20 protein-coding genes and 1 tRNA gene are annotated in these 16,079 nt (G+C 29.1%); 3 read left to right on the top strand and 18 right to left on the bottom strand.

The window, feature by feature from the left end:
• The first annotated feature begins 111 nt into the window (after window positions 1–111).
• A complete protein-coding gene (locus tag bpuSUM_RS03560; protein WP_247065892.1) occupies window positions 112–1,335 on the top strand; it encodes a CCA tRNA nucleotidyltransferase in 1,224 nt (407 codons plus the stop codon).
• Here the strand turns inward: bpuSUM_RS03560 and rnc are convergent.
• The 15 genes from rnc to bpuSUM_RS03485 all read right to left on the bottom strand — a co-directional run bounded on the left by rnc (window position 1,307) and on the right by bpuSUM_RS03485 (window position 12,554).
• Window positions 1,307–2,038, bottom strand: coding sequence for a ribonuclease III (gene rnc, locus bpuSUM_RS03555; protein ID WP_247065890.1), 732 nt, complete (start codon window positions 2,036–2,038; stop codon window positions 1,307–1,309). The genes bpuSUM_RS03560 and rnc overlap by 29 nt on opposite strands.
• Before the next feature lie 5 nt (window positions 2,039–2,043).
• Window positions 2,044–2,286 (bottom strand): acyl carrier protein, encoded by a 243-nt coding sequence (gene acpP / locus bpuSUM_RS03550; protein ID WP_247066327.1) that lies wholly within the window; start codon window positions 2,284–2,286, stop codon window positions 2,044–2,046.
• 22 nt (window positions 2,287–2,308) lie between these two features.
• On the bottom strand, window positions 2,309–2,491 hold the full coding sequence (rpmF, locus tag bpuSUM_RS03545; protein WP_247065888.1) for a 50S ribosomal protein L32: 183 nt from the start codon (window positions 2,489–2,491) through the stop codon (window positions 2,309–2,311).
• A 51-nt stretch (window positions 2,492–2,542) separates the two neighbouring features.
• Entirely contained in the window at window positions 2,543–3,040 is a 498-nt protein-coding gene (gene coaD, locus bpuSUM_RS03540) for a pantetheine-phosphate adenylyltransferase (protein WP_247065885.1), read from the bottom strand.
• 2 nt (window positions 3,041–3,042) lie between these two features.
• Entirely contained in the window at window positions 3,043–3,582 is a 540-nt protein-coding gene (locus bpuSUM_RS03535) for a hypothetical protein (RefSeq protein WP_247065883.1), read from the bottom strand.
• 525 nt (window positions 3,583–4,107) lie between these two features.
• Window positions 4,108–4,938, bottom strand: coding sequence for a hypothetical protein (locus bpuSUM_RS03530; RefSeq protein WP_247065881.1), 831 nt, complete (start codon window positions 4,936–4,938; stop codon window positions 4,108–4,110).
• The gene (gene rplS / locus bpuSUM_RS03525) at window positions 4,916–5,278 is read right to left on the bottom strand and encodes a 50S ribosomal protein L19 (RefSeq protein WP_247065879.1); all 363 of its coding nucleotides are present in this window, start codon (window positions 5,276–5,278) and stop codon (window positions 4,916–4,918) included. Before rplS ends, bpuSUM_RS03530 begins: the two co-directional genes overlap by 23 nt.
• Window positions 5,256–5,975: a tRNA (guanosine(37)-N1)-methyltransferase TrmD gene (gene trmD / locus bpuSUM_RS03520; protein ID WP_247065878.1), complete on the bottom strand. Its 720-nt coding sequence runs from the start codon at window positions 5,973–5,975 to the stop codon at window positions 5,256–5,258. The genes rplS and trmD overlap by 23 nt, the downstream gene beginning before the upstream one ends.
• On the bottom strand, window positions 5,972–6,472 hold the full coding sequence (gene rimM / locus bpuSUM_RS03515) for a ribosome maturation factor RimM (protein ID WP_247065875.1): 501 nt from the start codon (window positions 6,470–6,472) through the stop codon (window positions 5,972–5,974). Before rimM ends, trmD begins: the two co-directional genes overlap by 4 nt.
• 3 nt (window positions 6,473–6,475) lie before the next feature.
• On the bottom strand, window positions 6,476–6,724 hold the full coding sequence (locus bpuSUM_RS03510; RefSeq protein ID WP_247065873.1) for a KH domain-containing protein: 249 nt from the start codon (window positions 6,722–6,724) through the stop codon (window positions 6,476–6,478).
• A gap of 9 nt (window positions 6,725–6,733) precedes the next feature.
• Window positions 6,734–6,985, bottom strand: coding sequence for a 30S ribosomal protein S16 (gene rpsP, locus bpuSUM_RS03505; RefSeq protein ID WP_247065871.1), 252 nt, complete (start codon window positions 6,983–6,985; stop codon window positions 6,734–6,736).
• Window positions 6,982–8,331 carry a signal recognition particle protein gene (ffh, locus tag bpuSUM_RS03500; RefSeq protein ID WP_247065869.1) on the bottom strand — a complete coding sequence of 450 codons (1,350 nt, stop codon included), beginning with the start codon at window positions 8,329–8,331 and terminating at the stop codon, window positions 6,982–6,984. The genes rpsP and ffh overlap by 4 nt, the downstream gene beginning before the upstream one ends.
• A gap of 60 nt (window positions 8,332–8,391) precedes the next feature.
• Window positions 8,392–9,600 carry a host adaptation transcriptional regulator BadR gene (gene badR, locus bpuSUM_RS03495; RefSeq protein WP_247065867.1) on the bottom strand — a complete coding sequence of 403 codons (1,209 nt, stop codon included), beginning with the start codon at window positions 9,598–9,600 and terminating at the stop codon, window positions 8,392–8,394.
• 292 nt (window positions 9,601–9,892) lie between these two features.
• Complete coding sequence (gene fusA / locus bpuSUM_RS03490) at window positions 9,893–11,902, bottom strand: elongation factor G (protein WP_247065865.1); 2,010 nt, start codon at window positions 11,900–11,902, stop codon at window positions 9,893–9,895.
• A 139-nt stretch (window positions 11,903–12,041) separates the two neighbouring features.
• Window positions 12,042–12,554 (bottom strand): Dps family protein, encoded by a 513-nt coding sequence (locus tag bpuSUM_RS03485; RefSeq protein ID WP_247065863.1) that lies wholly within the window; start codon window positions 12,552–12,554, stop codon window positions 12,042–12,044.
• Window positions 12,555–12,623: 69 nt separating this feature from the next.
• Between bpuSUM_RS03485 and bpuSUM_RS03480 the strand changes: the two genes are divergently transcribed.
• Together bpuSUM_RS03480 and bpuSUM_RS03475 are read left to right on the top strand one after the other, a co-directional pair.
• On the top strand, window positions 12,624–13,067 hold the full coding sequence (locus bpuSUM_RS03480; protein ID WP_247065861.1) for a CAP domain-containing protein: 444 nt from the start codon (window positions 12,624–12,626) through the stop codon (window positions 13,065–13,067).
• A gap of 52 nt (window positions 13,068–13,119) precedes the next feature.
• Window positions 13,120–13,193, top strand: a tRNA-Val gene (locus bpuSUM_RS03475).
• A gap of 120 nt (window positions 13,194–13,313) precedes the next feature.
• Here the strand turns inward: bpuSUM_RS03475 and mvk are convergent.
• Genes mvk through mvaD form a run of 3 tightly spaced genes read right to left on the bottom strand, consistent with a single transcriptional unit; the run spans window position 13,314 to window position 16,078 of the window.
• On the bottom strand, window positions 13,314–14,207 hold the full coding sequence (gene mvk, locus bpuSUM_RS03470; protein WP_247065859.1) for a mevalonate kinase: 894 nt from the start codon (window positions 14,205–14,207) through the stop codon (window positions 13,314–13,316).
• A complete protein-coding gene (locus tag bpuSUM_RS03465; protein ID WP_247065856.1) occupies window positions 14,208–15,149 on the bottom strand; it encodes a phosphomevalonate kinase in 942 nt (313 codons plus the stop codon).
• Entirely contained in the window at window positions 15,140–16,078 is a 939-nt protein-coding gene (mvaD, locus tag bpuSUM_RS03460; protein WP_247065855.1) for a diphosphomevalonate decarboxylase, read from the bottom strand. The genes bpuSUM_RS03465 and mvaD overlap by 10 nt, the downstream gene beginning before the upstream one ends.
• Window position 16,079 lies beyond the last annotated feature (1 nt).

Genomic DNA, 16,079 nt, shown 5'->3' with positions numbered 1-16,079 from the left:
AAATATTTAAATGTACATCAAATAAATATTATTTTATGATATTTTAAGAATAAACTAAAATTATATTTTCACCTTAGAAAAAATAATATTTCAACTATAATATATTTCTATATGAATCTAGGAATTAATACTAAAGACATAATAAAAATTAGTAAAATCTTCAATAATCATAATTATGAATTCTTCCTAGTAGGAGGTGCTTTAAGGGATTTAATTCTTAAAAAAATACCTTATGATTTTGACTTTGCAACAAATGCAACTCCAGAAGAAATAATGCAACTATTTCCAAACAATCTGCAAACAGGAATAAAACATGGTACAATAAGCATAATTTTTAATAAAAAAATTTTTGAAGTCACAACTTACAGAATAGACATAGACTATGAAAACAAAAGAGCCCCTAAAAACATAAAATTTACAAAAAACTTAAATGAAGATCTTCAAAGAAGAGATTTTACAATAAACTCAATCGCAATGAATATACTTAACTATGCAATAATAGATTGTTATAACGGAAAACAAGACCTTAACAAAAAAATAATAAGATGCATAGGGGACCCAAACAAAAGATTTGAAGAAGATGCTCTCAGAATACTCAGAGCTGCAAGATTTGCATCCACACTTGATTTCACAATCGATAAAAATACATTAATTTCCATGAAATATAAAAAAGCAAACATCCTATTCCTATCAAAAGAAAGAATAAACAATGAACTTATTAAACTTCTAAAAGGAAAAAATCCAATAAAAGGAATCAATTATCTACAAAAAATAGATTTCTTCAAATACTTTTTTAACATAGAAGTGAACAAAAAATTAAAAAATAAAATTACTCTTTTAAACAAAAATAAATTTTATTTAAAAGCAATGGTTATTCTTACAATAAAAAAAGATATATCATCTTTAATAAAAAATTTAAAATCACTTCGATTTTCAAATAAAGACATTAAATTAATACTAATATATAAAACCGTCATTAATGAAATCAACACTCTAAAAATTAAAAAATTACATGATATAAGAACCTTTTTAAGCAAAGCTACCAGAGAAAATTATAAGGAAATACTCGACATATATAAAGCTCTTAAAGGAAAAGATCAAAAAATTAAATTTATAATAAATAAAATAAGAAGCAAAAAACTACTAAAAGATCCCTTATCCTTAAAAGAACTAAAAATAAATGGTAACGATATCAAAAACCTTAAATTAACAGAAAACAAAAATATTGGAAAAATTCTTGACTACCTATTAAGAGAAGTATTAACCAATCCCAAATTAAACAAAAAAGAGATTTTAATCAAAAAAATTACAGAGCAATATTTGCAATATTTTTAAGTGCCATCTCAGCTGCTATCATCTCAGCCTCTTTTTTAGACTTTCCCTTACCATTAGATATAAATTTATCATTAACATAAAGTTCAACACAAAAAATCTTATTATGATCAGGACCTAATTCTTTAGCCAACTTATAAGTGGGAGAAATTTTATATTTCTTTTGAACATATTCTTGCAAAAGACTTTTATAATCTTTAAAATCACCACGATTAAACATCAACCTTATGTGAACCTCAAAAAGCTCTATAACAAAATTCAAAGCCTTTAAAAACCCACCATCAAGATAAAGTGCACCAACAAAAGCCTCAATAGCATCTGCAAGAATACCCTTCTTATTGCGTCCATCATTATTCTCTTCGCCCCTACCAAGCAAAATATAGCTACCAAGGTTAAGTTCTCGAGCGATACTAGATAGAGATTCTTCACTAACAATATAAGATCTGGCTTTACTAAGTTCACCTTCACTCTTTTCAGGATAAAATCTATATAAATAATCTGTAATAATAAGATTAAGAACAGAATCTCCTAAAAACTCTAATCTTTCATTATTAGCATATTTTTGGTCAAATTCATTTGCATATGACGAATGACTTAAAGACATATTTAGCAAATTAATATCATTAAAATCAATATGCAAACCCATTAAAAACGCATCTAATTTTTTTCTTCGATCTGTATCCAACTTCATTACAGCAGAACTCATGATATCTAATCCTTTTTTTTCTCAATAAAGGCAACAACATCTCCTACAGTCTCAAATTCACTAGCCTCATTTTCTGGAATTTTATCATCAAATGCTTCCTCAAGTAAATATAAAAGTTCATAAATATCAAGACTGTCTGCACCGAGATCCTCAACAAACCTAGATTCCATAGTAATTTCATCCTCTTTTTTATCAAGCTGCTCGGATATGATAGACCTAACTTTTTTAAAAATCTCACTTTGCTCCATAAATAAACATTCCTCGTTCAAACTACAATCCTAATTCTAAATATTGACTATTTCTATAATAACCACACTTCACACATACTCTGTGTCTTAATGCAAGATTACCACAATTTGAACACTCTTGAAATTGAGGTATTTTTTTCCTCATATTTATACTACGCCTCGTCCTACTTCTAGACTTTGAAGGCTTAAATTTTGGAACAGCCATCTCTTTGTCTCCTTAAACATAAACAAACATATCTTAATAATATATATATTATTAAGATAATTTGTCAATAAATTTAGATTTCAACTTTTTTTGCACTAAATCCGGAATAAAACTTGAGAGATCAAAATTCTTATTCTTTATCAATTCTTTAACAAGATCTGACCTTACAAACAGATATTTATCACTACTTGGTAAAAATACTATGTCTATTGAAGGACTAAGCTTGTTACTAACAACATATCTTTCAAATTCATATTCAAAATCATGAAAAGCCCTAACACCCCTAACAATAAAACCAATATCATTTTTTAAAGCATAATCCAAAATAATTCCATCATACTTATCTACAAAAATTTTTGACCATCCTAAAGATGCAATAACATCAAAAGTAAGTTCATATCTCTCAATATCACTAAGCAAATAACTCTTAGCACTATTATTAGCAACAAGAACAATAACCTTATCAAAAATTAATGATGCTCTTTTCACTAAATCAATATGTCCCCAAGTAATAGGATCAAATGACCCAGGAAATAATGCTACCCTCATAATTAATAAAATTTAAATCCTTTATTCATATCTTGAAGAATTTTTTTTCGCCAACTAGGACAACTCTCTAAATTTTCAAAATCAATTTCCCTGACTATCTTAAAAGCCAAACTGTTTCCTCTAACAGACTTATCAATAACAAAAAATTTACCAACACCCCTATACAATAAACTTTCATTCTTAAAAAGCTCATTCTCAGACTTCAATTTATCAATAGCACATTCAAAATGTATAGGTTTATCTTCACCACTCAACTTCATAGATATACAAGAAAGAATATCCCTGATAGGTTTTTCACAAATAGGACATACTTCTTTAAACCTTATACGCAATCTTCGATCTTTACCAAAACATTTTTGTTTATTACCCTTATAATTCTTTTGGTTATTAGAGTTAGTATCCACAGATTTATTATCATTAGCATTCAAATCCACAGCATTTTGTTTCTTAAGCTCAGATTTTACTTTTCTTACTTTCCAATAAGGAACCTTCTTTACCTTTCTAAAATAATTACCATAAGCTTTATTTTGATCAGACTTCAATGCTATCTCCCTAAACTATATAAGACAAATAAGTAATCTCTTAAAATTAAACACAATGTCAAAAAAACATTACAAATGACCTCAAATCACTAAATGTGATATACCCTAATACTGTACTTACCATACTTGTCATTTTTTCCATTAATTGAATATCCTAAATTTTTAATGGATAAACATTTCAAGATTTTACCTCTATAAAATAAAAATTATTAAGATTTTCAAGCAAATATTTCTAAGTACCCCCCACGATTTCCAATTTGTCTACTATTCATAATTTCTCACTCTTCAATTTATAAACAACAGATAAAACATATGCAATTACTTTAAAATATTTAGAATCAATAAAATCACCCTCATTAACTAAAAACAAGCTCTCAGATAAATATTTATCCTCTACAATAGGAATACCCTCTCACTTCGCAAGCTCCTTTATACGTAAAACCTTCTCTCCCCTGGCCTTAGCCAAAATAAAAGGCGCTGGAAATTTAGTATCATATTTAACCAATAAAGCTAATTTTTCTCCACTCATATCTTATAATCAATACTTTTAGCTACTATTACTTCACAATCAAAATCTTCAAATTCTTGAATTGAATCTAATATTTTTATATCAGTTATATTATAACAAAAAAGAAAACTTCTCAGCTCTCTAACAATATTTTTGAAATCAAAATCTGCATATATTCTTAATTTAAAATCAGATCCGAAATGATTAACCTCACAAATAATTTTTTCTTGTTCATTAAAAAAATAAACAAAACTCCACTTATAAACCATTTCTAAATCTTTATAAGAAAATAAAAATAACAAACCACTACCTTCCATAAATTTAAAGGGAATTGAAATAATAAAATTATTATCGTTTTCAATAAAAATTGGCAGTTTATTATCATGTTCTCTTATTCTTAATTTATTACCAAAATAATTATAAATTTGCATAAAATCCTGTTCTGTTATAATTTGATCATACAAAGTTAAAAGAAACTTTAAAACAAACTCATCTTTTATATCAGCAAAAATATTCCTAAACAATTTTTTAGTGTTTTGATCTAAAGAATTACCTCTTAGTTTAAATACAAACTTATCATTAATTTCAAATAAATCTAAATCTCTAAATATAGATGCATAATTAACATGAATCAAAAAATTACCCGAAGTACTAACCATCTTAGCAAAATACTTAAAACCAACTTTTAATGGCAAACTACTCTCTACTTCAAAATAATTGCCTAAAAAAGATACAAGCCATTTATTAACACCAAGGAACTTAATAATTTCCAATTTTCCATTTAAAGGAAACTTTTTGTTTAAAGTAATTTTAGATACTTGAATATTATTTAAGCTTCTTAATATCAAGACGCTCTTTCACCTTCATAGCGGCTTTACCAATTCTATCTCTCATATAGTAAAGTTTTGCTCGCCTTACCTTACCTCGCTTTAACACTTGAACCTTTTCTATAATAGGTGAATGCATAGGAAAAATTTTCTCAACTCCAATTCCTGAAGAAATTTTTCTAACTAAAAAAGTTTGTCCAATACCTTTATTTTGAATAGATATAACAAGACCCTCAAAATTTTGAATTCTCTCGTTAGTGCCTTCAATTATTTTATAACTAACACGTATAGTATCTCCTACCCTAAAATCAAAACTTTCTGCTCTCTTTCCTTTAGCCTCAATTTTTCTTATTAAATCCATCATTTTCTCCTCTCATTTCCAAATATTTAAGGTACAAATCATATCTATTTTTCTTTGTTTTTTCAATAGACTTCATAAATCGCCATTTTCTTATTTCCTCGTGATGACCTGAAAGAAGCACATTAGGAACTTCTAATCCCTTAAATTCATAAGGTCTAGTATAGTGAGGATACTCAAGCAAGCCACACTCACAACTGAAAGATTCCTCAAGCAAGGAATTCGGATTTATTACACCCTCTAACAATCTATATACACTATCTATTATGACAAGAGCAGCAACCTCACCTGAAGATAATACATAATCTCCAACTGAAATTTCAAAATCAACATACAAATCAATTATACGTTGATCAAGCCCTTCGTATCTCCCACAAATTATAACAAGTTCATTCTTCTTTGACAAGTCATAAGCCAATTTTTGATTATATTTCAACCCAGACGGACTTACAAATATCGTGGTTTTTGCTCTTGCATTTACATAATCAAGAGCAGCAGAGATAGGCTGAGCTTTTAAAACCATACCCACACCCCCACCATAAGGAATATCATCGCACCTTTTATGTTTATCATCAGAAAAATCACGAATAGATATGACTTCACAACTGATGATGCCTTTAGTTATAACTTTTTTCATTATTGAATTTTCAAAAAATGGAGTAATGATTGAAGGAAATAAAGAGAGAATAGTGATTTTCATTTTAAGAGATCTAAGACCTTAAGCTCAATAGTTTTCAATTCTTGATCAATATCTCCAAGATAAATATTTAAAAAGGGAACAAAAAATAATTTACTTCCAACTTTAACTTCAAGAAGAATTGACGCAACACACTCAAAAAAAGATACAACAACTCCCAATTCTTTTCCATTATTAACAAGCTTATAACCAATAAGATCACCAAAGTAATACTCATCCTCTTCCAATTTAGATGCAAATTCATCATTGACCCATAACTCGAAGCCGATTAAATCTTTGATAGGCTCAGGAGTACTAAATTCTTCAAATTTCAATAATAATGAATGATTCATTAAAGATACATCTTCAACTTTAACCTCAATTGAAGAGCAACATTCCTTTTTTAAAACTAATTTATTACCCTTTAAATCAAAAAAATCATCAAAACCATTGGATATGCTCTTGATTTTAGCATATCCATTAATTCCATAAGATGACAATATTATGCCTTTTACAAACATAAATTAGTCCAAAATTTCTAGTTGAACTCTCCTATTTGTTTTTGCAGCACAAGCACTAAGAAGTGTCCTAATAGCCCTTGCAATGCGTCCTCTCCTCCCAATTATTTTTCCAACATCATTCGCAGAAACTCTTAATTCTAAAATAGTCGACTTCTCACCTTCAACTATATTTAACTTAACCTCATCTCTTTTATCTACAAGAGATTTGACTACAAATTCTATAAGCTCAATTTCATTACCGTACTCTTTCATTAAGTCCTCCTAACTCTCAACTTTAAAATTATTTTTATTCAAAATTTTTTTAACCGTATCACTTGGAATAGCTCCTTTGCCTATCCAATCTCTAAACTTATTCTCATTGATTTTGACTTGACTTTGCTTTTCAACAGGATGATAATACCCAAGCTCTTCAATGGCTCGTCCATCTCTAGGCGAAGCAGAATCTATGACCACAATTCGATAATAAGGCCTCTTTTTTGCCCCCATCCTCTTTAATCTTATCCTAACACTCAATTTACCATTCCTCCTTTATCTCCAAAAAGAGATGCTATCTTACTTTGAAAACTCTTATTTTTCATTTTTTTCATCATCAAAACAGACTGACTAAATTTTTTCATAAACTTGTTTACCTCAAAAATTGTTGTTCCACTTCCCAAAGCTATTCTTTTCTTTCTTGAAGGATTATTTAAAATCACAGGATTTAGCCTCTCTTTTTTAGTCATAGACAAAATGATTGCCTCTTCCCTTTTAAGTTCTCTTTCATCAATACTACCATTTAACATTTCTAATGAAACACCCGGAAACATCCCTATCAAACTAGAAATTCCACCCATATTACGCATATATTTAAACTGATTTAAATAATCCTCAAAATTAAAGTTGGCTTTCCTAAATTTTTCTTCAAGTCGTAAGGCCTCTTCTTTATCTATAACACTTTGAGCCTTTTCAACAAGACTAACAACATCTCCCATACCAAGAATTCGTGAAGCAACTCTATCTGGATAAAAAACATCAAGATCCTCAGGTTTTTCTCCAACTCCAACAAATTTAATAGGTGCTCCACAAATAGTCTTAAGTGATAATATAGCACCACCTCTAGCATCAGAATCAAATTTTGTAAAAATTACACCCGTAATCCCAACACTATCATTAAATTCTTTAGCAATATTTACAGCACTCTGACCCGTCATTGCATCTGCAACTAATATTGTCTCCGTAGGAGACACAATATCCCTTATCTCTATTATCTCTCTTAATAATAAATCTTCAACCTCAAGACGCCCTCTAGTATCTATTATTACAGTATCAAAAAGCTCTATTTTAGCATATTCAATGGATTTTTTCACAACTTTAATAGGATCACTCTCACCCTCAAGAGAAAACACAGAAACACCAACTTGCATACCCAAAATCTTTAACTGATTAATCGCCGCCGCTCTAAAAGTATCTGCAGCTACAAGAAGAACTTTCCGATTCTCTGATTTAAGTCGTATTGCAAGTTTTGCACATGTTGTAGTTTTCCCAGAACCCTGAAGGCCAAGCATAAGAATACATGATAATTTGTTAACAGGACCTAAAACGAGCTCAGAATGCTTATCGCCCAAGAAATTTATAAGTTTATCATTAACAATCTTAATAAACTGAGACTTAGGATCAATATTTCTTAAAACTTTAATCCCCTTTGCATCTTCGACTACAGAATTTATAAAACGTCTTACAACTCTTAAATTAACATCAGCTTCAATTAAGGCCCTCTTAATAGTGTCAACGGCTGCTTCAATATTTTTCTCATTTATCACAGATTTTCCAGAGATATACTTTACAAAATCTCTAAAACCCGTACCTAAATTCTCAAACACTAAAAATCACCTTCATTTGTAAAAAATCCCACAAAATATACAATACAAAAAAAGGAAATATTAATCAATATCTCCTCCAGTCAAATAGAATTTATTGAATATAACACTAGAAGCAGGTCCAACAACAGATACTTCAGTATCTAGAGAACTAAGCTTTAATATTATGCTCTCTTTATTCAACCTTTTTATCTCTTTTTTTAATAAATCAAAAAAACTCTTAAGTTTAAAACTTTGTCCATAAAGCACTAAATAATTAAAATCAAGAACCCTTTGAATATTAATAATAACTATTGCCAAGTATTTTACCGTATTTTCCATTATTCTATGTATAAACTCATATTTATCATGAAGAGCAAAAATGTCATATATCGTAACTTTTTTAAGCCTACTCTCATACTTGTCATAAAGCTCAGGAATTTCTCCATTCATAAACTCTTTTGAAATCAAACGCTGAAGTGCAAAATTAGATATCAACATATTAACACACCCCTTATTTCCACATGTAGGACAATTTTTCTCTCCTCCATAATCAATTACCATATGACTAACCATACCAGATTTATTATTAAATCCAGCATAAACATTACCACCAGACCAAATAGAAAGCTCAGCGGTATCTGTATAATCGAAAAACATGATGTTATCTACATTCTTACCCATAAATTCAGCAAGAGAAAGATTTTTAACATAACTCTCAAGATACACTGTAAGCGAAAAATATTCTTCTAATATAGCCTTAACAGGCACATCTTTCTCAATCCATGCACCATGACTATCATTAACAATGCCAGATTCCTTATCCTTAATTATACCAGTAATACTAAATCCCAACCCAATAAATTTATCCCTTGAAAAATTATGTTTCCAGATAATTTCAATCATATGATCTTTAATTTTTTCCAAGATCTCATAAGCGCTAACTGGTGGTTCAAAAGAATAAGTCTCACTTATTAAAACCTCACATTTAAGGTTTGCAATTCCTATTTGAAAATAATTACTTGAAATAATTACTCCCATCGAATATGCAAAATCTTTATTAATATCAAGAAGTATTTCTTTTCGTCCATGCTTTTTGATTCCTGATTCCTTTGAACCAACTTCAACTAAAATATTCTCCTTGATCATATGATTAGTAAGAATCGTCACAGCCGCATTTGTCAATGATAATTTACGTGCCAAATCTGTCCTTGAATATTGCATATTCTTTAAGCTAAGGAGTATTTTTTTTCTATTACCACCTCTAATTGAAACCATGTTCTCACCCTGCATAACAAAACCTCCTTTATTTTTAAAATAAAAAAATATTAATAATAAGACATAATATCAAAAAATTACCATAATATTCTAGTAGCACTTACAAGACAAAAAAAATATTTTTTAATAATTGAAATAATTCAACAAAATATTAAAATACAAATTTTAAAGCTCATAAAAAAAAGACATAACTGCTAAAACTTCAAAAAAAATAGAAAAAAATAAAATATCAAACAAACATGTACCTTATAATTTAAAGACATAAACTTGTGCATAAATTGACTTACAAATATTTAAAGAAAAATGATCACTCACATTTTTCTTTAAAGTATGAAAATTCCATGGTAAAAACCCCTCTGCCTTTAGTAGCACTTCTTAAAATAGAAGTATACCCAAAAAGTTTTTCAAAAGCCGCTTCGGCTTTAATTATCTCATAATCCTCAATGTTACTAATAGAATGAATCATTCCACCAATAAAATTCAATGTAGAAATAACCTCTCCAGTATACTCAATAGGAGTTCTAATGTCTAACATCATTACTGGCTCAAGCTTAATAGGATTTGCCCTTTTAAAAAATTCATTAAAAGCAAAACCCGATACTGACTCAATGACAGACTCATTAACCTTGGACTTATCATAATCCAATGAAATAATCTTAATTCCCGCATCAATAATAGGATATCCAATAATGCCACTTGAAAAGGAAGAAGTTATACCCCTTAATATCGCAGCCTTAAACAAAGGCTCAATATCGCACTCAAATTCTATTTTATTTCCTTCACCTCGTACCAAAGGACTAACAATCATCCCAATTTTCAAATTCAGTTCCTTACCTGCAAATATATTAACAAACTCAAATATATCATTAACTGTCGAACTTAAACTCTCCCTATAGCTTACTTGGGGTTTACCTGTATAAACATTAAGCTTAAAATCATCTCTAATTCTCATAATAATAATCTCAAGATGTAGTTCTCCCATTCCAGACACCAATAATTGTCCTGTTTCTTTGCTCTCTTTATAACTAAAAGTAGGATCTTCTTTAGCAATAATTTCAAGAGCTTCTTTAAGCCTAACATCATCAGATGCTTTCTCTGGCTCAATAGATATTAAGACAACTGGTTCTGGAAATACTAAAGGCTCAAGCACAACCTCATTACCTTCCTCAACAAGAGTATCTCCCGTTGTAGAATATTTAAGCCCAATAATTGCACCAATATCTCCTGCTTTGACTTCATCAATTTGCTCATTTTTATTTGAAAAAACCCGAAAAATCCTTGTAAATTTTTCACGTTTATTTTTAGCAATATTAACAACCCTTTTAGACGAATTAAGTGCTCCTGAATATACCCTAATAAAATAAAGATGTGCAGCAATTGCACTACAATATTGAACCTTAAACACAAGTGCAGATAACCTTTTTTCATCTCTAGGATCAATTAATACACTTCTATCTGTTTTTAAAGAATAAGAACTAATTTTTTTTTCAAAAGGACTTGGAAGATAATCCACAACTGCATCTATTAAAGGTTCTATACCAATATTTTTAAGACTAGTTCCCATCAAAACAGGAATAATAAAACCACTAATAGTGCATCTTCTAATCTCTTCAATTATAAGTGAATCATCAATAACAGAATTTTCAAGAAAAAGTTTAGTAATTTTGTCACTAAAATTACTAATAGAATCTATTAAATTTTTCCTGAAAATTTTAACATTTTCAATAAATTCTTCACGAACCACACTCTCAAGCACAATAGGTTTGCCATCCCTAAGTTCAAAATACAATTCTTTATTGCGAATAATATCTATGATTCCTTCAAAATTATTCTCACTCCCAATTGGAATTTGTAAAACTATCGGAACTATGCCAAATTTATTTTTGATGTCCTCAACTACTTTAAAAAAATTCGCTCCTACACGATCCATCTTGTTAACGTAAGCAAGTCTTGGAATATCATACTTTGATGCCTGTTTCCAAACCGTTTCGGTTTGTGCCTGAATTCCATCAACAGCACTAAAAACAACAATCCCTCCATCAAGAACACGAAGGGATCTTTCAACCTCAGCTGTAAAATCCACATGCCCAGGAGTATCAATAATATTTATCTGATGATTCTTCCAATAGCAAGTAATAGCAGCAGAGCTAATTGTAATACCCCTATCTTGTTCTTGTGCCATCCAATCAGTAATAGTATTGCCAGAATCAACATCACCTATCTTATGAGTTCTACCAGTATAATATATAATTCTTTCTGTAGTAGTAGTTTTACCAGCATCAATATGTGCCATAATCCCAATATTTCTAATTTCCATAAAGCCCTCAAACACTATAAAAGCTATAGATCATAGCTATAGCTTTCTTCAATTAAATCATAATTATATTTAATTAAGACATACAAAACAAATATTAAAAAGTATTTTTTACATCAAAGCACAAGATTAATGTTTTTCACTACACCAACCCTTTATCATGACATGAAGACTCACAATCACATAACAAAGATCTGTACATCCATAAATACTTTTCAAAAGAAACAATAATATCATCCAAAATATTAGCCGTTCCATAATCAGATGTGCTATCAACAAAACACCTTATCTTAGACATATTTTTAAGAATGTCATTAAGATTACAAACAATACTTCTAATTGAAGGTTCAAAACTTGAAGTGATATCTAAACTAATTTCATTAATGAATGATTTTTTAATGAATTCAGAACATCTAAACTCAGAATCATACCCAAGTGCTCTAGTTCGCTCAGCTAGAATATCGATAACCTCTGCAACATAATCATAAAGTTTTTCGGTTTTTTTATGAATTACAAAAAAATTAACATCTTTTATGTTCCAATGAATACCTCTCAAATTAGCATAAAAAACATGGAGTCCTGCTAATAATTCTTGAAGTTTTAAATTTATTTTATCTAAATCATCCGCCTTCAAATAATTTAAATGATTTGACATATCATTCTCCTACTTAAAATAATTAAATATATGTTATAATGATACTATTTTAGTATAAGTAGGCTTATTATGCAAAAAAATTTTATTTCTATTATTTTAATTTTTACAAGTCAATTTACACTCTTAGGTATAAATGAAGACTTAGAATTTCTTTATTCATCAATTCACCAATTAAGAAATGATCTACACTTAGAAAAGCTAGAAATAGATAAAACTCTTGAAATAGTGGCAAAAGAATATGCAATAAATCTTAATGAAAATAAAGTATTAACTCATACACTCTTTGGCACAACTCCAATGCAAAGAGTCAAAAAATATGATAAATACTTTTGTAGAATAATAGAAATTTTAGCAGCAGGGATGGATGTCAAAGATGTAACTGGAGCCTGGCTTACAAGCAAAAAACACAAAGAAGCTCTTTTAAATAAAAACACAAGTAAAATAGGAGGATATGTATTACGAACAAAAGATAAAAAAAACATATTTGTAGTTCTTTTCGGAGAAAAATTCTGAATAAATTGACATAAATCAAACTTATTTTATATAATGTCTTTCAGTATCAAAAGGGTTCATAGCTCAGATGGTCAGAGCGCCTGCCTTACAAGCAGGATGTCGGGGGTTCGAATCCCTCTGAACCCAAAATTACTTTATTAAATTGGGTTTAAAACATGCTGTTTTCTATAAAGCTACTAAAAAAACACCACACAGCATGTAATTTATTAGCTTATCAAAACGTTTTTCGTATATGCCTTTATATATTTAACACTTGAATATTCTAAGTGGAAAAATCAAGTTAATATTATTCTTATCTAAATCTTTACTTAACTCCTCCAAGCATAAGCTAGCATCATTTTTATCCTGAAAAAGCAAAATAAAAGCCCCACCTCTGCCAGCACCACTCAATTTGCCAGAAAGAGCCTTAAATTGTCTACCTTTTTCTATTACATAATCAAGCGTACCTGAAGATAAACCCAAAGAATTTAAATAATTATTCGCAATATCAATATTATTCGTCAATAAAAGAATATCACGTTTATTAAAAGCAACATAAGAATTCTTAACAATACAACCAAGCTTTTCAATAATTTCAAATTGACTATTATCAAGAGAAATTCTGTAATTCAAATCAGATATGATTTTATTTGTTGTACATTCCCTTCTGATTGCTCCAATCAAAAAATAAAAATTACAAAATGCTATTCTTCGATAACTGAAAGACCCATTTTTTCTCTCTAAATAAAAAGTTCCATCTAACTCAACAAGCAAAACATCCATCCCAGAAGATCTTCCATGAAAAATATTTTCAATTTCCCTTGCCAACAAAATTTTATCATAAGTACGATATTCATCATGACTTACAATATATTCAGCAAAACATAAACTAAGACTAGCAGAAGAACCAAAACCCAATCCAACTGGAATCTGGGAAAATATTAAAAATTCAATAGGTCGAACTTTATTAAACCTCTTATTAATAAAATGTATTACCTCGTCTATTTTTAAAGAAGGAACTCCCAAATATTTCCAAGAATCAGAAAACGTATAAACCAAGTACATATAAAAAGGTATCGTAGCACCAATCACTGGAAAACCATATACAGCACTATGTTCTCCTAAAAATAGTATTTTAGAAGGCTTTTTTATTATAAACATTTACTGAAATTTAACACCATCTAAATCTAGCTCTATTGGTTCAATATTAAATTGTTCAAAAACTTCAAAATTTGGCTCATATACTAAAAAAGTCTCATTTCCAGCACCCAAAGCCTTAATTAAAGTACATTCATTTTCAAGATAAGCAAGATTTAAAGGCAAATTAGCAGAAATGCCTATCTTTTCCCCAATGTCTAATCCTATATTTTTTGCCAATTTCAAACCAGATAATAAACAATCAGAAGAATTGTTAATATTAAGAATAATTTTTTTCATTACAATATTAATATCTTTTATAAAACTCATTAAAGAATTTTTATGTTCATAATACTTAATAATCGAACTAGTAGTTTTAACTGGACTAGGACCTCGCATTAAATAAAAATTATTAAAACATATATTCTCTAAACGCTCATACGAAGGAAGATCTCCGCCCTTAAACTGAATAACCCCACCAAAAAGACTAGTAGCAATATCATATCCACTACCCATACATCCTTGAGCATACCTATAAGATTCTAGACAATACATAAAAATTTTATCTTTAACAAAATAATTATCATTATTCAAAATCAAAAAAATTCCACATACAATCCCAACAGCAACAACAGCACTCGAACCAAATCCTTTCTTTACACCACTATTTAAAAAAAAATTACTTGTATCAATATAAACATTAAAGGAAAAATCTTCTAAATTAGTAAAATATTTCTGTTTTAAATACCTAAACATCCTAAAAACAAAATCATCATTATTTTCTATTAAAGTAAAATCATCAATTTTGGTTTTTTTAGCAAAAAAACGCCAAGTATCACTTCGTTTAAAAGAAAAATAAGCTCTTTCTTTTATTGCAACTGCAAGACCAAAACCATCTTCTTCCAAAATAAAATATTCACCCATCAAAAGTAAATTACCAGGTACTGAAAAACTAATTATATCCATTCTAAACCATTTCCAATTTTTGAAACAACAAAATTAACATCTCTAAAATTGCTAGTAAGTTTAGTCAAAATTAATTCCAAATCTTTCTTTAAACACAACACCTTAACCTGCGGCCCAGCATCCATTGTTTCAAAAACAGGAATACCTTTACTTCTAAGATCGGCAATATACTTGATTAATTCTATAGTATTACTCTTAAAATAAATAATGGAAGATGATAACATTAAAGCAAACATACACTGATAACTCTTTACAATTTTAAGGCCAAATCCATTAAAATCTCCTTTTAAAAGGAAATACAAAGCTTCCTTAAATATATTCCGACTTGATTCAATCCACGCATTCCAATAAAATTTTTCTTGCTTGCAAATCTCCATGGCAACCCTTGAAGAAATCTCTTTTTTCCTGCTATCAACTATAGCAAATATTATGCATAAATCACTAAAACAATTAAAACTATCCAACTGAAATGCACTCCTTGCACCTTCCTTTAAAAAGGTAAATCCACCATAAATAGCTCTTGATGCTGATGCTGAACCTATTCTTGCAAGCTGTGAAGCTTTTTGATGAGAATATTGATTAAAATATCTTAAAATACAAGCAGCAATAGATGCAAAACCAGAGCTTGAACTTGCAAGTCCTGCGGCTGTTGGAAAATTATTTTCACTAATTACCCTAAACCCAACATTTGGCTTATTTAAGATTTTTCTTGCATAGTTAAAAAAATTTATTTCTCTCTCTCTCAACACAACAGCCCGTGAATTTAAAATTATTTCATCCTTACATGACAATTCAAGTTCACTTATTGAATAAAATTTATCAACACTTATAGCAATGCTTGAAGTAGCTGGAATATTTAAAAATTTATCTCTTTTTCCCCAATACTTAATTAATGCCAGACTAGGATTTACCTTACATCTAATCTTCACA

Origin of the sequence: Borrelia puertoricensis, assembly GCF_023035875.1 — a bacterium.
GTDB lineage: Bacteria > Spirochaetota > Spirochaetia > Borreliales > Borreliaceae > Borrelia > Borrelia puertoricensis.
This window is presented reverse-complemented; position numbering and strand designations above follow the sequence as displayed.